This is a genomic window from Rhodanobacter sp. OR92 (assembly GCF_000427545.1).
Classification (GTDB): domain Bacteria; phylum Pseudomonadota; class Gammaproteobacteria; order Xanthomonadales; family Rhodanobacteraceae; genus Rhodanobacter; species Rhodanobacter denitrificans.
In genome coordinates, this window is record NZ_ATYF01000012.1 from 325139 (window position 1) to 341661 (window position 16523).

The 16523-nt window shown below is 67.6% G+C and carries 14 protein-coding genes; 3 read left to right on the forward strand and 11 right to left on the reverse strand.

The features are described 5' to 3' along the window. Positions 1 to 92: 92 nt before the first annotated feature. On the forward strand, positions 93 to 2138 hold the full coding sequence (locus RHOOR92_RS0106850; RefSeq protein WP_027489921.1) for a M13 family metallopeptidase: 2046 nt from the start codon (positions 93 to 95) through the stop codon (positions 2136 to 2138). Between the two features lie 152 nt (positions 2139 to 2290). Here the strand turns inward: RHOOR92_RS0106850 and panE are convergent, their stop codons facing one another. The 7 genes from panE to RHOOR92_RS0106885 all read right to left on the reverse strand — a co-directional run bounded on the left by panE (position 2291) and on the right by RHOOR92_RS0106885 (position 9843). After that, entirely contained in the window at positions 2291 to 3211 is a 921-nt protein-coding gene (gene panE, locus RHOOR92_RS0106855; protein ID WP_027485176.1) for a 2-dehydropantoate 2-reductase, read from the reverse strand. Position 3212: 1 nt separating this feature from the next. Further along, on the reverse strand, positions 3213 to 4127 hold the full coding sequence (locus RHOOR92_RS0106860; protein WP_027485175.1) for an acyltransferase: 915 nt from the start codon (positions 4125 to 4127) through the stop codon (positions 3213 to 3215). Positions 4128 to 4201: 74 nt separating this feature from the next. Beyond that, positions 4202 to 5446, reverse strand: a complete 1245-nt coding sequence (locus RHOOR92_RS0106865; protein WP_027489922.1) for a cysteine desulfurase — start codon at positions 5444 to 5446, stop codon at positions 4202 to 4204. Between the two features lie 153 nt (positions 5447 to 5599). After that, positions 5600 to 6919, reverse strand: a complete 1320-nt coding sequence (sufD, locus tag RHOOR92_RS0106870; RefSeq protein ID WP_027489923.1) for a Fe-S cluster assembly protein SufD — start codon at positions 6917 to 6919, stop codon at positions 5600 to 5602. Beyond that, on the reverse strand, positions 6916 to 7668 hold the full coding sequence (gene sufC, locus RHOOR92_RS0106875) for a Fe-S cluster assembly ATPase SufC (RefSeq protein ID WP_027489924.1): 753 nt from the start codon (positions 7666 to 7668) through the stop codon (positions 6916 to 6918). Before sufC ends, sufD begins: the two co-directional genes overlap by 4 nt. Before the next feature lie 211 nt (positions 7669 to 7879). Beyond that, complete coding sequence (gene sufB, locus RHOOR92_RS0106880; protein WP_162829213.1) at positions 7880 to 9346, reverse strand: Fe-S cluster assembly protein SufB; 1467 nt, start codon at positions 9344 to 9346, stop codon at positions 7880 to 7882. Positions 9347 to 9354: 8 nt separating this feature from the next. Then, a complete protein-coding gene (locus RHOOR92_RS0106885) occupies positions 9355 to 9843 on the reverse strand; it encodes an SUF system Fe-S cluster assembly regulator (protein WP_007512110.1) in 489 nt (162 codons plus the stop codon). A gap of 143 nt (positions 9844 to 9986) precedes the next feature. Between RHOOR92_RS0106885 and RHOOR92_RS0106890 the strand changes: the two genes are divergently transcribed. After that, complete coding sequence (locus tag RHOOR92_RS0106890) at positions 9987 to 10997, forward strand: phosphotransferase (RefSeq protein ID WP_027489925.1); 1011 nt, start codon at positions 9987 to 9989, stop codon at positions 10995 to 10997. After that, positions 10994 to 11698: an N-acetylmuramate alpha-1-phosphate uridylyltransferase MurU gene (murU, locus tag RHOOR92_RS0106895; RefSeq protein WP_027489926.1), complete on the forward strand. Its 705-nt coding sequence runs from the start codon at positions 10994 to 10996 to the stop codon at positions 11696 to 11698. Before RHOOR92_RS0106890 ends, murU begins: the two co-directional genes overlap by 4 nt. Before the next feature lie 141 nt (positions 11699 to 11839). Here murU and secF read toward each other — a convergent pair whose 3' ends face one another. The 4 genes from secF to tgt form a co-directional block, all read right to left on the reverse strand. After that, positions 11840 to 12802, reverse strand: a complete 963-nt coding sequence (gene secF / locus RHOOR92_RS0106900; protein WP_015447125.1) for a protein translocase subunit SecF — start codon at positions 12800 to 12802, stop codon at positions 11840 to 11842. A 71-nt stretch (positions 12803 to 12873) separates the two neighbouring features. Then, a complete protein-coding gene (secD, locus tag RHOOR92_RS0106905; protein WP_007512102.1) occupies positions 12874 to 14757 on the reverse strand; it encodes a protein translocase subunit SecD in 1884 nt (627 codons plus the stop codon). Positions 14758 to 14868: 111 nt separating this feature from the next. Beyond that, positions 14869 to 15201: a preprotein translocase subunit YajC gene (gene yajC, locus RHOOR92_RS0106910; protein WP_007512100.1), complete on the reverse strand. Its 333-nt coding sequence runs from the start codon at positions 15199 to 15201 to the stop codon at positions 14869 to 14871. 159 nt (positions 15202 to 15360) lie between these two features. Continuing rightward, on the reverse strand, positions 15361 to 16488 hold the full coding sequence (tgt, locus tag RHOOR92_RS0106915) for a tRNA guanosine(34) transglycosylase Tgt (RefSeq protein ID WP_007512098.1): 1128 nt from the start codon (positions 16486 to 16488) through the stop codon (positions 15361 to 15363). Positions 16489 to 16523 lie beyond the last annotated feature (35 nt).

The following is a 16523-nucleotide window of genomic DNA, read 5'->3' on the forward strand; positions in this document are numbered from 1 at the left end:
CCGCCTTGCTGCCTAGCCTGCGAGCCTCGCAATATGTTGCGGCACCCGCCACGACCGGACGCCCGCGTCCCCCGACCCGAAGGAAGCCATCCATGAAGCACCGTTGCATCAAGCCGCTGGCATTCGCCCTGGCGATGACGCTGGGTGGCGGCGCGCTGGCCGCCTCCACCGCCTCCACCACCGCATTCGACGTGGGCGAGCTGGACGGCTCGATCAAGGCCTGCACCGACTTCAACGGCTTCGTCAACGCGAAGTGGGTGGCCGCCAACCCGATTCCCGCCGACCGCACGCGCTGGGGTTCGTTCGATGCGCTGCGCGAGGACAGCCTCAACGTGCAGCACACGATCGTCGAGAAGGCCGCGCACGATGCGGCTGCCGCCAGGCCGGGTTCGATCGAGCAGAAGATCGGCTACCTGTACGCCTCCGGCATGGACCAGGCGGCCATCGACCAGGCCGGCTTCGACCCGATCAAGCCGCAACTGGCGCGCATCGCCGGGCTGAACAGCAGCGCCGACGTGGTCGGCTACATCCGCGACAGCTACGCACGTGGCGAGCCGGTGCTGTTCCGCTTCTTCGGCAACGCCGACTTCAAGAATTCCAACCGGCAGATCGCCTACGCCGGCCAGGGCGGCCTCGGCCTGCCCACCGTCGACTACTACGCCAAGCCCGACTTCGCCAAGATCCGCGCCGCCTACGTCGCGCACATCGCCAAGCTGCTGGAACTGACCGGCGTCGGCGCCACCGACGCGCAGCAGCAGGCCAAGTCGGTGCTGGCGTTCGAAACCCGCCTCGCCGCCGTGTCGCTGCCCCCGGTGGAAATGCGCAACCCGAACAACCGCTACCACTACGTCAGCCTCGCCGAGGCCGACAAGGTCACGCCGGACTTCGACTGGGCCGCGTTCTTCAAGGCACAGGGTGCCGACGTGAAGGACGGCTTCTCGCTGTCGCAGCCGAAGTTCTTCGCCGAGGTGCAGAAGATGCTGGGCGGCGTGCCGCTGGCGCAATGGCAGGCCTACCTGCGCTACCACGCGATCGCCAACGCGGCGCCGTACCTGTCCACGCCGTTCCAGCGCGAGGATTTCGCGTTCAACGCGCAGACCCTGAACGGCCAGAAGGCAATGAAGCCGCGCTGGAAGCGCGTGCTGGAGACCACCAACGACGGCATGGGCATGGCACTGGGCCAGCTGTACGTGGCCGACCACTTCTCGCCGACCGCGAAGCAGCGCGCCGAGGAACTGGTGGCCAACCTCAGCGCGGCCTTCCGCACGCGCATCGAGCAGCTCGAATGGATGAGCGACGCGACCAGGCAGAAGGCGCTGCAGAAGTGGGCCACCTTCGTGCCGAAGATCGGCTACCCGGACAAGTGGCGCGACTGGTCCGGTCTGGCGCTGACGCCGGGCGACTACTACGCCAACGTGCAGGCGGCGAACAAGTTCAACTACGACTACGCCATCGCCAAGATCGGCAAGCCGGTCGACCGCAGCGAATGGGGCATGACCCCGCAGACGGTGAACGCCTACTACAGCGCGCAGAAGAACGAGATCGTGTTCCCGGCCGCGATCCTGCAGCCACCGTTCTTCGACGCCAACGCAGACGACGCGATCAACTACGGTGGCATCGGCGCGGTGATCGGCCACGAGATGGGCCACGGCTACGACGACCAGGGCAGCAAGTTCGACGCCCGCGGCAACAACGTCAACTGGTGGACCGACGCCGACCGCTCGGCGTTCGAGACGCGCACCGCGAAGCTCGGCGCGCAGTTCGAGGGCTACGAGGCGCTGCCGGGCAAGCACGTCAACGGCCAGCTCACCATGGGCGAGAACATCGGCGACCTGGGCGGCCTCAACGCGGCCTACACCGCGCTGCAGATGGCGCTGGCGAAGAACCCGGCCGAGGCGCAGCGCAAGATCGACGGCTACACCCAGGAGCAGCGCTTCTTCCTGAACTGGGCCCGCGTGTGGCGCGGCAACATCCGCCCGGAGGCGCAGCTGACCCTGCTCAACACCGACCCGCACGCACCGGCGAAATTCCGCGCGATCGGTGCGCCGTCGAACATGCCGGAGTTCGCCAGGGCGTTCCAGTGCAGGACAGGCGACGCGATGGTGCGCGACGGCGCGAAGCAGGTGAAGATCTGGTAGGTCACGCGACCGGCCACGGCGCGGCTACGGCGGATGCCACGGATGGCCCGTAGGAGCCCGCTCGCGGGCGATGCCTTTGCTTTTGTGAATCCCGAACCCCGAGCCACGGCTCCAAGAGCATCGCCCGCGAGCGGGCTCCTACATGGCGGCGATCAGGCTCGGCCCGCTTCGTAGACCTTCAGATGCGCATACACCGTCGCCAGCAGCGAGCCTTCGTCGCGCGAGCGGTCGGCGCGGGCCAGCAGGTCGCCGACGATGTGGTCGGCTTCGATCGGGTGGCCATGCTGCAGGTCACGCAGCATCGAGGCGGTCAGCGTGGAGCCGGCCTCGGTCAGCACGCCGCGGGCCCGCTGCAGGGTCTGCTCGCTCGGCGCATGCCCGGCACGCTCGGCCACCGCGCGGCAATCCTCCAGCAGATCCAGCGCTGCCGCGCTGCCGCCCGGCGCAGCCACGATCTCGCCGACCGAGCCGCGCATCAGGCAGGTGATGCCGGCCAGCGCCGCCAGGAAGATCCATTTGTCCCACATGTCCTGCAGCACCGTGCTGCTCGGCCGCGCATCGAAGCCCGCATCGGACAGCGCCTGCGTGATTCGCCGCATGCGCGCCGACGCGCTGCCGTCGCGCTCGCCGAAGGTGAGGCTGTGCGAGGTATTGAGGTGGCGCACGGCGCCGTCTGCATCCAGCGTGGCGGCGATCACGCACTGCCCGCCGAGCACGTGCTGCGCACCGAAGCGCGCATCGAGCAGGTCGAGCTGGCGCATGCCGTTGAGCAGCGGCAGGATGACGGTCTGCGGCCCTGCCGCCGGCGCGATGTCGGCCATCGCCTGCTCCAGGCCATACGCCTTGCAGCTCAGCAGGATCAGCTCGTACGGCCCGCGCAGGTCGCCGGCCAGTACGGTCGGCGGCGAACGCAGGTCGGCGTCGCCGGTGGCGCTCCTGATCGACAGGCCATGCTGCGCCAGTTGTGCCGCGCGCTTTTCGCGCACCAGGAACGTCACGTCGCGCCCGTGCTGCAGCAGGCGACCGCCGAAGTAGCCACCGGTGGCACCGGCGCCCACGATCAGAATACGCATGTCACTCTCCCATCGGTGCGGCATCCGCCGCCATCAGCATCTGCGCGACCCGGGCGTCCTTCTCGCGCCACAGCGCATTGACCCACAGCTTGACGCGCCCGCGAAACGCCGCGTCGTCGTCGTAGCTGCCCACCAGGGTGGCGTCGATCGGCAGCTCGCGCACGTGCACGCGAATGTCGTGCACGCGACCGGCAATCAGATCCATCATCGTGCCGCGGCCTTCCGGATAGACGATGGTGACGTCGAGGGTCGCGTGCAGCGCGTCGCCCATCGCGTCCAGCACGAACGCCAGCCCGCCGGCCTTCGGCCGCAGCAGGTGCCGGTACGGCGAGGACTGCGCGTCATGCTTGGCCGGCGTGAAACGGGTGCCCTCGACGAAGTTCATCACCGACACCGGCATGTGGCGGAACTTCGCGCAGGCCTGCCGGGTGGCCTCGCGGTCGCGGCCCTGCAGTTCGGGATGGCGCAGCAGGGTTTCCCGCGAGTAGCGCTTCATGAACGGGAAATCCAGCGCCCACCACGCCGGCCCGAGCAGAGGCACCCAGATCAGCTGCTGCTTGAGGAAGAAGCGCATGAACGGCACGCGCCGGTTGAACACCTTCTGCAGCACCGGGATGTCCACCCAGCTCTGGTGGTTGCACAGCACCAGGTAGTTGCCGTCGCGACGCAGGCCGGCCAGCCCCTCGACCTGCCAGCGGATGCGGGTGAACAAGCCGAACAGGAAGTTGTTGACGCCGATCCAGCTCTCCGCGATCGCCACCAGCATGCGCGAGCAGGCAAGCCGGATCCCGTGCACCGGCACGACCACCTTGACCAGGCTGAGCGCGAACAGCGGCAGCACGTGCAGCAGGATATTGGCGGCGAGCAGCAGCAGGGCCAGCGGGATGCGGATCGGGCCGGGGAGCTTGGCGAGCATGGAGTCGGTCGTGGCGGGTGGAACGGAAAGCATAATGCCGACGGCGGCGACAGACCATGCGGGCGGGCGCCGCCTCACATCAGCAGCTTGCGTACCTTGAGCAAGGCCACCACGAACGCGTCGATCTCCTCGCGCGTGTTGTAGAACGCGAGCGAGGCGCGCAGCGTGGCGGGTACGCCGTAGAACTGCATCAGCGGGTGCGCGCAGTGATGGCCGGAGCGCACCGCGACGCCCTGCAGGTCGAGCAGGGTGGCCAGGTCGGTGGCCTGCGCGCCTTCCAGCAGGAACGAGATCACCGGCTCCTTCTCGGCCGCCTCGCCGATGATGCGCAGGCCGGGAACCTCGCGCAGGCGCTCGGTGGCGTAGTGCAGCAGCTGCTGCTCCCAGGCATGGATCGCCTCGAAGCCCACCGAGGCGTAATAGTCGATCGCCGCCGACAGCCCGGCGAAGCCGGCGATGTTCGGCGTGCCGGCCTCGAACTTGTGCGGCGGCGCGGCGAAGGTGGTGCCGGAGAACTTCACCTCGCGAATCATCTCGCCGCCGCCGAAGAACGGCGGCATCGCCTCCAGGTGTTCGCGCTTCGCCCACAGCGCGCCGGTGCCGGTGGGGCCGAGCATCTTGTGCCCGGTGACCGCGTAGAAATCGCAGCCCAGCGCCTGCACGTCGACCGGCCGGTGCGGCGCTGCCTGCGAGCCGTCGACCAGCAGCGGGATGCCGCGTTTCCGGCATTCGCGCGCGATCTCGCGCACCGGGTTGACCGTACCCAGCACGTTGGAAACGTGGGTGACGCAGGCCAGCTTCACCTCAGGCGTCAGCATCTCGACGTACTTCTCCACGATCAGCTCGCCGCGCTCGTCGATCGGCGCGGCCTTCACCGTGGCGCCACTGCGCGCACCCACCAGCTGCCACGGCACGATGTTGGCGTGGTGCTCCATCACCGTGGTGAGGATGCTGTCACCGGGCTTCAGCTGCGGCAACGCGTAACTGTAGGCGACCAGGTTGATCGACTGGGTGGTGCCGGAGGTGAGAATCACCTCGTTGCGCGAGGGCGCGTTGAGGAAGCGCACCAACCGGTCGCGTGCGCCTTCGTAGGCGGCGGTCGCTTCCTCGCCCAGCTGGTGCACCGCGCGCGCCACGTTCGCGTTGCGCTCGCGGTAGTGCCGGTCCACCGCCTCGATCACCGACAGCGGCTTCTGGCTGGTGTTGGCGTTGTCCAGGTACACCAGCGGCTTGTCGTGCACCGTGCGCGCCAGCAGCGGGAAATCCGCGCGGATGCGCTGGACGTCGAAGACGGTGGGCGTGCTGACGGTGGTGTTCATTCGAGGGAATCCGGTTGGGTCCCTTCCCTGCTTGCCCCAAAGGGACTTCCTTCGGTCGCAGGGGAGGGTTGGGGAGGGGTCGCTCCTGACCTTCAGATCACAAGCCTTACCCCTCCCCGCCTCCCCCTGCAAGCGGGGGAGGCGATAAGGGCATCAGTCCGGCAATTGCGCGCTCAGCAACGCCGACAAATGCTCGCGCAGCGCCTCGTTCGGCACGTCGTCCAGTACCGCGCGGCAGAATGCGGCAGTCAGCAGCGCACGCGCCTCGGCCAGCGGGATGCCGCGCGAGCGCAGGTAGAACAGCGAACGCTCGTCGAGCTGGCCCACGGTGGCGCCGTGCGCGGCCTGCACCTCGTCGGCGTAGATCTCCAGCTCCGGCTTGGTGTCGATCTCGGCATTCGGCGACAGCAGCAGGTTCTTGTTGGTGAGGCTGGCATCACTGCCGTCGGCGCCGGGCGCCACCAGGATCGCGCCGCGGAACACGCCGCGTGCACGGTCGTTGGCGACACCGCGCCAGGTGGAGGTGGAGGTGGTGTTCAGCGCCTGGTGGCGGATCGCCAGCTGGGTATCGACGTGCTGGCGGCCGTGCGGCATGAACACGCCGCGGGTGTGCAGCTGCGCTCCGTCGCCGACCAGCTCGGCCTGCAGGTCGTGCCGCACCAGCGCGCCGCCCAGCTCCAGCACGTGCAGCCGCATCTGCGCGCGCGCGTGCAGGCGCAAGCCGCTGCGACGGATCAGGTTGGCGCCGGTCGCGGTGTTCTGCAGCACGGTGTAGTGGAGTTGCGCGCCTTCGTGCAGTTCGACGTCGCCGACCAGGGTGGCCAGTTGGGCCTGCTCGCCGTGGCCCACGTGGTGCTCGACCAGCGCCAGCGAGGCGCCCTCGCCCAGCTCGATCAGGTTGCGCGCATGCCAGGCCAGTTCGCTTTCCGCGGCGGTGCCGACGAAGACCAGTTGCACTGGCACCGCGATCGTCGCGTGGGCGGCGACTTTCAGCACCACACCGTCGGCGGCGCTGGCGGCGTTGACCTGCACGAACGCGTCGCCGCCCTCGCGGACGTGCCCGACCAAGGCCGGCCGCGACAAGGCAAAGCGCAGCGGCTCCGCGTCGTCGCGCAGGGCCTGCGCCAGCGGCTGCAGCGACAGCCCGTCGGGCAGCGCCTCGAGCGCCGACAGGTCGGCGCGGAACACGCCGTTGACGAAGACCAGCTGCGGCCCGCCCACGCCCGGCAGGGCGAACTCGGCGGCATCGACGTCGCGCGTCGCCGCTCCGGCGTCGCCGGCGGCGAAGCGGCGCTGGCCGAGACCGCGCAGCGCGGTGTACTTCCACGCCTCGACCCGCGCGCCGGGCAGCCCGCCGACAGCGAACGCGGCGCGGTTCTCGCGGCGCGCCTCATCCAGCCAGGCGATGCCGCTGGCCGGCAGCGGCGCGTCCAGCAGCGACGCGGCCAACGGCAGGGATGCCGGCTGGTTCATGCCACGGCCCCCGTGCCAAGCCCGGCGTAGCCGTGCTCTTCCAGCTTCAGCGCCAGCGACTTGTCGCCGCTCTCGACGATGCGGCCGTTCGCCAGCACGTGCACGAAATCCGGCACCACGTAGTCGAGCAGGCGCTGGTAGTGGGTGATCATCAGGAACGCGCGATCCGGCGAACGCAGCGTGTTGACGCCCTGCGCCACCTGCTTCAGCGCGTCGATGTCCAGGCCCGAGTCGGTCTCGTCGAGGATCGCCAGCTGCGGCTCCAGCACCGCCATCTGGAAGATCTCGTTGCGCTTCTTCTCGCCGCCGGAGAAGCCCTCGTTGACCGCGCGGTGCAGCAACTCGTCGGAGATCTGCATCACCTTGAGCTTCTCGCGCACCAGCTTGAGGAACTGCATGGAATCGAGTTCCTTCTCGCCGCGCGTCTTGCGCTGCGCGTTGAGCGCCGCGCGCAGGAAATAGGTGTTGTTGACGCCGGGAATCTCCACCGGGTACTGGAACGCCAGGAACACGCCGGCCGCTGCGCGCGCTTCCGGCGAAAGCTGCAGCAGGTCGATGCCGTTGTAGGTCACCGAACCGGCGGTCACCTCGTAGCCCTCGCGGCCGGACAGCACGTTGCCCAGCGTCGACTTGCCGGCGCCGTTCGGCCCCATGATCGCGTGCACTTCGCCCGCATTCACTTCGAGGCTGAGCCCCTTGAGGATTTCCTTGCCCGCGACGCGGGCGTGCAGGTTTTCGATTTTGAGCATGGTTGTTCCTGGTTTCTTTAGCCCCTCTCCCATCGGGAGAGGGGTTGGGGTGAGGGTTCGGGGCGGGCCGCAATGTCTCGCTCCGCCCGTACCCTCATCCGCCCTTCGGGCACCTTCATTCGGCACATCCATGTGCCTTGCCTTCGGCGGCTCGCGCCGTGCAAAACGGCAGTCCTGCCGATTTGTCTCCCGGAGGGAGAAGGAATAAACATCAACCCACCGCGCCTTCGAGGCTCACCTCAAGCAGCTTCTTCGCCTCCACCGCGAACTCCATCGGCAGTTCGCGGAAGACCTGCTTGCAGAAGCCGTCGACGATCATCGACACGGCGTCTTCCTCGCCGATGCCGCGGCTGCGGCAGTAGAACATCTGTTCGTCGGAGATCTTCGAGGTGGTCGCCTCGTGCTCGACGATCGCGGTGGGGTTCTTCACTTCCATGTACGGGAAGGTGTGTGCGCCGCACTTCTTGCCGATCAGCAAGCTGTCGCACTGGGTGTAGTTGCGCGCACCCTCGGCGCCCTTCTCCATCTTCACCAGGCCGCGGTAGCTGTTGGAGCTCTTGCCTGCGCTGATGCCCTTGGAGACGATCTTCGACTTGGTGTGCTTGCCGAGGTGAATCATCTTGGTGCCGGTGTCGGCCTGCTGGAAGTGGTGGGTCAGCGCCACCGAGTAGAACTCGCCCACCGAGCGGTCGCCGCGCAGCACCACGGAAGGGTATTTCCAGGTGATCGCCGAGCCGGTCTCGACCTGGGTCCAGCAGATCTTCGAATCGTCGCCGCGGCAGTCGCCGCGCTTGGTCACGAAGTTGTAGATGCCGCCCACACCGTTCTCGTCGCCGGGGTACCAGTTCTGCACGGTGGAATACTTGATCTGCGCCTTTTCCAGCGCCACGAGTTCCACCACCGCCGCATGCAGCTGGTTCTCGTCGCGCTTGGGCGCGGTGCAGCCTTCGAGGTAGGAGACGTGGGCGCCTTCCTCGGCCACGATCAGGGTGCGCTCGAACTGGCCGGTGTTCTGTGCGTTGATGCGGAAATAGGTGCTCAGCTCCATCGGGCAGCGCACGCCTTTCGGGATGAACACGAAGCTGCCGTCGGAGAACACCGCCGAGTTCAGCGCGGCGAAGAAGTTGTCGCCGGTGGGCACCACGCTGCCCAGGTATTTCTGCACGATCTCGGGGTATTCGCGGATCGCTTCGCTCATCGAGCAGAACAGCACGCCGGCGTCGGCCAGCTGCTTGCGGAAGGTGGTGCCGACCGAGACCGAGTCGAACACCGCGTCCACCGCCACGCCGGCCAGCGCGGCGCGCTCGTGCAGCGGCACGCCGAGCTTCTCGTAGGTTTCCAGCAGCGCCGGGTCGACTTCGTCCAGCGACTTGGGCTGCTTCTTGGGCGCGGCGTAATAGCTGATCGCCTGGTAATCGATCGGGTCGATGTTGAGCTTGGCCCAGTCCGGTTTCGGCATGGTCAGCCAGTGGCGGTAGGCCTCAAGCCGCCACTCGGTCATCCACTCCGGTTCGCGCTTGACCGCGGACAGCGCGCGGATGGTGTCCTCGTCCAGGCCCGGCGGCAGGCCGGTCATCTCGATCTGGGTGACGAAGCCGGCGCTGTAGTTGCGGCCGAGGATCTGGGCCACCTGCGCGTTGTCACGCAGTGTGGCGGCGGTGCTGCTCTGGTTGTTCATGATCTCGTTCATTCGGTGGTGACCCGGCGGGCTTTCGCCGGCATGACGATGTCGCTCAGCGGCACGGTGGCAATCCGGCGCGGCGGCCGCGGCGGCTGCGGCTTGAGCATGTCGGCCAGGCTGACCGCGCGCAGCGCGTTGTCCAGCACGTTGTTGACCAGTTGCCAGCTGCCGCGCACGCCGCACTGCGATTCGCGCTCGCACTGGCCTTCGGCCACGCTGCATTCGGTCATGCCGATCGGCCCTTCGATCGCCTCGACGATCTCGGCCAGCGAAATCTCGCCGGCCGGCCGGGCCAGCCGGTAGCCGCCGTTGACGCCGCGGAACGACTCGACCAGCGCGGCATGGCCGAGCGCCTTCAGCAGCTTGCTGACCGTGGGCAGTTCCAGCCGCGTCTCGTCGGCGATCTGCACCGCGCTGAGCACCTCAGCCGGGTGCGCGGCGATGCAGGTCATCACCACGGTGGCGTAATCGGTCAGTCGGCTGACGCGGAGCATGGGGGGCGCTCGGGCTGGCGTGCTTGAATCGGGACTAAAATGGTACTGATTCGATGCCGCGCGGTCAATGCCGCGACGCCGGCTGTCTCGTCACCACGCCGACGGCTCGCTAAGCTGGCGCCACCCTGTTGCCCATGGTTGCCATGCCCCCGATACCCGACCGCGTCGCCGCCCGCCTCGCCTGGACCCGCCAGGTGCTGGACGACGCCAGCCTGACCCTGCAACCTGCCTCGGCCGACGCCAGCTTCCGCAGCTACTGGCGCACCGCGCATGGTGGACAAAGCTGGATCGTGATGGATTCGCCGCCGCAGCGCGAAGACCCGCGGCCATGGCTGGCGATCGGCGCGCGGCTGGCCGCCGCCGGCCTGCACGTGCCGGCCGTGCAAGCACACGATCTGCAGCAGGGCTTCCTGCTGATCGAGGATCTCGGCTCGCGGCTGTACCTGGCCGAATTGAACGGCGCGAACGCGGACAGACTCTACGGCGACGCGATGGACGCGCTGCTGGCGATGCAGACCCGCATGCCCAGCGACGACCTGCCACCGTTCGACCACGCCGTGCTGGTCAGCGGGCTGGAAGTGATGCCCGAATGGTTCCTGCAGCGCCACCTCGGCCACGCGCCCGCCTGCGGCGAATGGGACGTGCTCGAAGCCGCCTTCGGCGTGATCGTGCGCAACGCGCTGGCGCAGCCGCGCCGCTTCGTGCATCGCGATTTCCACAGCCGCAACCTGCTGGTGGTCGATGAGAACAACCCGGGGATCATTGACTTCCAGGGTGCGCTGCACGGCCCGCTCACCTACGACCTCGCCTCGCTGTTGCGCGACGCCTACATCGCGTGGCCGCGCGAACGCGTCGAAGGCTGGGTGGAGTCCTACCGGCGACGCCTGCTGGGCGCCGGCGTGATCGACGCCAGCGTGGATGCCGCGCACTTCCTGCGCTGGTTCGACCTCACCGGGCTGCACCGCCACGTGCGCGTGCTGGGCCAGTTCTACCGGCTGTGGTACCGCGACGGCAAGCCGGGCTATCTCAGGGACGTGCCGCAGGTATACCGCTACGTGATCGAGGTGGCCGGCAGCTACCCCGAGCTGGCCGACTTCGCCGCGCTGCTGGAACGCCACGTGCAGGGGCGCGACCTCACGCAGGTGGCCGCATGAGGCATGCGCTGATCTTCGCCGCAGGGCTCGGCGAGCGCATGCGCCCGTTGACCGAGCACACGCCCAAGCCGCTGCTGCCGGTGGCTGGCAAACCGTTGATCGCATGGCACCTGGAAAAACTGGCCGCGACCGGCGTGCACTACGTGGTGATCAACACCTCGCACCTGGCCGAACAGTTCCCTGCCGCGCTGGGCGACGGCTCGCGCTGGGGCCTGCGCATCCGCTACGCCTACGAAGGCCCCGCGCCACTGGAAACCGGCGGCGGCATGCTGAACGCGCTGCCGCTATTGGGGCCGGAGCCATTCCTGGTGGTGAGCGGCGATGTATGGTGCGACGCGGATTTCGCCGCCCTGCCTGCCGAACCGCGGGGTCTCGCGCATCTGCTGATGACCGGCAACCCCGCGCATCATCCCCGCGGCGATTTCCGGCTGGACGCCGAAGGCCGCCTGCACGACGACGGCGAACCCCAGCTCACCTACAGCGGCATCGGCGTGTTCCGCCGCGAGTTGCTGGACGGCTGGCGCGAGGCCGTCGGCGCTGCACCGGGCGCCGAGGCGAAACCGCCGCGCTTCAAGCTGCGCCCGCTGCTGGAAACGGCAATGGCAAACGGCAGGGTCGATGGCTCGCCGCATCACGGCGCGTGGACCGACGTCGGCACGCCGCAGCGGCTGGCCGAGCTGGAATCCGCCTTGCGCGGGTAATGTGCAAACGACCGGAACAGCAAAACGGCCCGGTGGAGACCGGGCCGTTTCGTTTCGTGGGGCTACCCCCTGCCCTTCGGGCCTCTCACCTGCGAGCAGGGGAGAGAACATCAGCATCGCCAGCTTGCCGGCGATGGACGCTCAGGGACGCCGCGCCAGCTCCGGGTTTTCCTTGGTCACCGGCATCAAGTCCTTCTTCGACACGCCCAGCCACAGCAGGATCGGGCTGGCCACGAAGATCGAGGACAGCGTGCCGACCACGATGCCGATCAGCATGGTGACGGCGAAGCCGTGCACCGCGGTGCCGCCGTAGAAGTACAGCGCGCCCATGGTGATGCCGGTGAACAGCGAGGTGATGATGGTGCGCGACAGCGTGTTGTTGATCGAGCGGTTGAGGATCTCCTCCGGCTCGGCCTTGCGCGCCAGCCGGAACAGCTCGCGGATGCGGTCGAACACCACCACCTTGTCGTTGATCGAGTAGCCGATCACCGCCAGCACCGAGGCCAGCACGGTCATGTCGAACTCGCGCTGCACCAGCGCCAGGATACCCAGCGTCACCAGCGTGTCGTGAATCTCGGTGGCCACCGCGGCGATCGCGAAGCGGCGCTCGAAGCGGATCCACAGGTAGAACATGATGCCGAGAATCACGAACACCGCGGCCACCGTACCGTCGCTGCGCAATTCCTGGCCCACCTGGGCGCTGACGTAGTCGCGGCTCTTCAGCTTCGCGTCCGGGCGGGCCACTTGCAGCACCTTGATCACGTCGGCGGCGATGCGGTCGAGGTTGAACTTGCCGCTGGTGTCGACGGCGCCGGGGTCGTCCTTCGGCTGCAGCCGGATCGACACCTCGCGGGTGCCGCCCAGGCTCTGCACCATCGCGTTGTGGATACCGCCCTTCTCCAGCGCACCACGCACCTCGGAGATTTCCACCGACTGGCCGTAATCGACCACCATCGACACGCCGCCGGTGAAGTCCAGCCCGTAGTTGAGGCCCTTGAACGCGATCAGCCCGATCGAGGCGACCATCAGGAAGATGGCGATGGCAATGGTGTACTTGCGCATCCCCAGGAAGTGGATGTTGCTGTCGTGATTGAAGATTTCCATGATGGATTCTCTCTATGGAAGTCCATTTCCGGGCAAAAGCGGCCATCCATGGCCGCACTATTCAATAAACCCTAGACCGACAGCGTCTTGAGCTTGCGGTGGCCGTGGATCGCCGCGGTGAACGCGTGGGTCAGCGTGACCGAGGTGAACAGCGAGGTCAGGATGCCGATCATCAGCGTCACGCCGAAGCCCTTGATCGCGCCGGTACCCATCGTGGTCAGCGCCAGGGCGGCGATCAGGTGGGTGACGTTGGCGTCCAGAATGGTCGACCACGCCTTCTCGTAACCGGCACGGATCGCCGCGTGCGGGCTGGAGCCGTTGCGCAATTCCTCACGCACGCGTTCGCAGATCAGCACGTTCGCGTCGATCGCCATGCCCAGGGTCAGCACGATGCCGGCCACGCCCGGCATGGTCAGGGTGACGCCGATCAGCGACATCACCGCCAGCAGGATCACCAGGTTGAAGAACAGCGCGATGTCCGCCACCAGGCCGAACAGCTTGTAGTAGATCGCCGCGGCCAGCAGCACCAGTGCCAGGCCGAGCAGCACCGCCTTGAAGCCCTTGTCGATGTTGTCCTGGCCGAGGCTGGCGCCGATCACGCCTTCCTCGACGATGTCCATCGGCGCCGCCAGCGCACCGCCCTTGAGCAGCAGGGCGAGGTCGGAGGCTTCCTTCGCGCTGCCCAGGCCGGTGGTCTGGAACTGCTTGCTGAAGGGGCTCTGGATGGTGGCGTCGTTGATCACCGTCTCGGTGATCTTCGGCACGCGCACTTCCTTGCCATCGACCACCTTGGTCTCGTAGACCTGCTCCACGTACAGCACCGCCATCGGCTTGCCGACGTTGGCATTGGTGAAGTCGCCCATCTTCTTGGCGCCGGCCGCGTTCAGGGTGACGTCGACCTTCGGCGTGCCGCTCTGCTGGTCGATGCCCGACGAGGCGTCCACCAGCTGGTTGCCGGTCACGATGATCTGCTTGCTCACTAGCACCGGGCGGTTGTCGCCGCGCATGTAGTACAGGTTCGCGTCCGGCGGGATGTTGCCGGTGCGCGCCGCTTCCACCGCGCGCGCATCGCCGGGCTGGCCGATGCCGGGGCGGTACTGCAGCGTGGCGACCGCGCCGATCAGCTTCTTCGCCTCGGTCGGGTCCTGCACGCCGGCCAGCTCGACCACGATGCGGCTGTCGCCTTGCTGCTGGATCAGCGGCTCGGACACGCCCAGCGCATTGATGCGGTTGCGCAGCGTGCCCAGGTTCTGGGTGATCGCGCTGCGCGACAGCTCGCGCAGTTTTTCCGGCTTGATGACCACGTTCAGCACGAAGCGATCGCCGGTACTGGCGCCGTTCGCCACGTTGAGGTCGGTGTACTCGTTGGCGATCGCGTCGGCCGCGGTGGAGCGATCGGCGGCCGAGCGCAGGACCACCGCGATGCCCTGGCCGCTGGTCGCGCTGCGGGTGACCGATTCATAGCGGATGTTCTTCTGCCGCAGCAGGCTGCGGATATCGTCCGCGTAGCTGTTTTCCTGCTTCTCGATCGCGTCCTTCTGGTCGACCTGCATCAGGAAGTGCACACCACCCTGCAGGTCCAGGCCCAGCGGCATCGAACGGGCGCCGATCGCGCCCAGCCAGCCCGGCACGTTGGACTGCAGCTTGAACGCGACCGTGTAGCCGTCGCCGAGCGTCGCCTTGATCTCGTCCAGGCCGCTCTTCTGCACGTCGGAGTTGGCGAAGGTGGCCAGCAGGTGGTCGCCTTCCACGAACACGCTGGTGACTGCGATCTTCTTCGCGCCCAGCGCCGCCTGCACCTTCTGCTGCAGTGCCTGGTTGATCGGCGGCGCATCGCGGTTGGCGGTGACCTGCACGGCCGGCACCGGCGGGAATGCATTCGGCAATGCGTAGATGATGCCGAACAACATCACCAGCGCGACCAGCGCGTACTTCCAGCGGGGAAAATCATTCATGCCCTGCATCCATCAAGGCCGCGGCAGCAGGCCGCAGCGGTAGCAACAATCGGGAAATGACCGCAGACAAGGCACCGCCGCAAGCTGCCTGGCAGTGCCTCGCACCCGTCCTCAGGCGGACTTCAGCGAACCCTTGGGCAGGACCTGCTGGACCGCGCCCTTCTGCACCTTGACCTTCACGTTGGCCGCGATCTCGACCGTGACGAAGGTTTCGCCCACCTCGTCCACGCGTCCGGCGATGCCGCCGTTGGTGACCACTTCGTCGCCCTTGGCCAGGCCGGCGATCAGCGCGCGATGCTCCTTCTGCCGCTTCATCTGCGGGCGGATCATCATGAAATACATCAGGCCGAACAGCACCACCATCATGATGATCATGGACATGCCGCCGCCCTGCGGCTGCGGCGCTGCGGCTTGGGCGATCACCGGAGAGATCGGAAAACTCATGGATTTGTCTCGCAAGTTATGGCGCCGTCGAGGTTTTCGACAGAACGCCTGAGAAAAGATTCCCGATTATGCCATGCACCCCCCAAGCATGCACGGCGGCGCTGCCGGCGGTCCGGATCCCTCAGAAAACCGCCGACTGGCGCGCCCGGCGCAGCCTTCCTACGAAACCGCGGCGCCCTGGCGACGGGCGTAGAACTCCGCCACGAACGCCTCCAGCGCGTGGTCGGCAATGGCCTGGCGCAGGCCGGTCATCAGCCGCTGGTAGTAGCGCAGGTTGTGCATGGTGGCGAGCTGGCTGCCGAGGATCTCGTTGCAGCGGTCGAGGTGGCGCAGGTAGGCGCGGCTGAAACCGTGGCTGCAGGCGTAGCAGTCGCAGCCTTCCTCGATCACCGCGGTGTCGCTGGCGTACTTGGCGTTGCGGATGCGCAGCGTACCCGCGGCGGTGAACAGGAAGCCGTTGCGCGCGTTGCGGGTAGGCATCACGCAGTCGAACATGTCGATGCCGCGGCGTACCGCTTCCACGATGTCCTCCGGCCGGCCCACGCCCATCAGGTAGCGCGGCCTGTCCGCCGGCAGCAACGGCACGGTGAAATCCAGCGCGTGGTTGCGCTCGGCCTCCGGCTCGCCTACCGCCAGGCCGCCGATCGCGTAGCCGTCGAAGCCAAGCTTCACCAGCCCTTCCGCGGAGCGTCGGCGCAGGGTTTCGTAGACGCTGCCCTGCACGATGCCGAACAGCGAATTCGGATTCTTCAAATCGTCGAACGCGCGGCGCGAGCGCTCGGCCCAGCGCAGGCTGAGCTCCATCGAATCGGCCGCCACCTTCTCCGTCGCCGGATACGGCGTGCACTCGTCGAAGATCATCGCGATGTCCGAATCCAGTGTCTTCTGGATCCGCATCGACACTTCCGGCGACAGGAACACCTTCGAGCCGTCCACCGGCGAGGCGAAGGTCACGCCTTCCTCGGTGATCTTGCGCTTGTGCGCCAGCGAGAACACCTGGAAACCGCCCGAGTCGGTGAGGATGGGTTTGTCCCAGCCGATGAACTTGTGCAGCCCGCCGAACGGTTCGATGACCTCCAGCCCTGGCCGCAGGAACAGGTGGAAGGTGTTGCCGAGGATGATCTCGGCGCCGGTCTCGACGAGGTCACGCGGCGTCATCGCCTTGACCGAGCCGTAGGTGCCCACCGGCATGAACGCCGGCGTCTCCACCGTGCCGCGGGCGAAGCCGAGGCGGCCGCGGCGGGCGGCGCCGTCGGTGGCGTGGAGTTCGAACTGGAGGGAAGTCATCCGGGCATTATCGCGGGTTTGGTCCGCCACGCCCA

What these genes read in the sequence shown, in the direction of transcription:
- secD (WP_007512102.1), bottom strand. Translation starts at nt 14,757, where the DNA reads ATGAATGATTTTCCCCGCTGGAAGTACGCGCTGGTCGCGCTGGTGATG.
- panE (WP_027485176.1), bottom strand. Translation starts at nt 3,211, where the DNA reads ATGCGTATTCTGATCGTGGGCGCCGGTGCCACCGGTGGCTACTTCGGC.
- RHOOR92_RS0106885 (WP_007512110.1), bottom strand. Translation starts at nt 9,843, where the DNA reads ATGCTCCGCGTCAGCCGACTGACCGATTACGCCACCGTGGTGATGACC.
- sufD (WP_027489923.1), bottom strand. Translation starts at nt 6,919, where the DNA reads ATGAACCAGCCGGCATCCCTGCCGTTGGCCGCGTCGCTGCTGGACGCG.
- sufB (WP_162829213.1), bottom strand. Translation starts at nt 9,346, where the DNA reads ATGAACAACCAGAGCAGCACCGCCGCCACACTGCGTGACAACGCGCAG.
- secF (WP_015447125.1), bottom strand. Translation starts at nt 12,802, where the DNA reads ATGGAAATCTTCAATCACGACAGCAACATCCACTTCCTGGGGATGCGC.
- tgt (WP_007512098.1), bottom strand. Translation starts at nt 16,488, where the DNA reads ATGACTTCCCTCCAGTTCGAACTCCACGCCACCGACGGCGCCGCCCGC.
- RHOOR92_RS0106890 (WP_027489925.1), top strand. Translation starts at nt 9,987, where the DNA reads ATGCCCCCGATACCCGACCGCGTCGCCGCCCGCCTCGCCTGGACCCGC.
- murU (WP_027489926.1), top strand. Translation starts at nt 10,994, where the DNA reads ATGAGGCATGCGCTGATCTTCGCCGCAGGGCTCGGCGAGCGCATGCGC.
- yajC (WP_007512100.1), bottom strand. Translation starts at nt 15,201, where the DNA reads ATGAGTTTTCCGATCTCTCCGGTGATCGCCCAAGCCGCAGCGCCGCAG.
- RHOOR92_RS0106850 (WP_027489921.1), top strand. Translation starts at nt 93, where the DNA reads ATGAAGCACCGTTGCATCAAGCCGCTGGCATTCGCCCTGGCGATGACG.
- sufC (WP_027489924.1), bottom strand. Translation starts at nt 7,668, where the DNA reads ATGCTCAAAATCGAAAACCTGCACGCCCGCGTCGCGGGCAAGGAAATC.
- RHOOR92_RS0106860 (WP_027485175.1), bottom strand. Translation starts at nt 4,127, where the DNA reads ATGCTCGCCAAGCTCCCCGGCCCGATCCGCATCCCGCTGGCCCTGCTG.
- RHOOR92_RS0106865 (WP_027489922.1), bottom strand. Translation starts at nt 5,446, where the DNA reads ATGAACACCACCGTCAGCACGCCCACCGTCTTCGACGTCCAGCGCATC.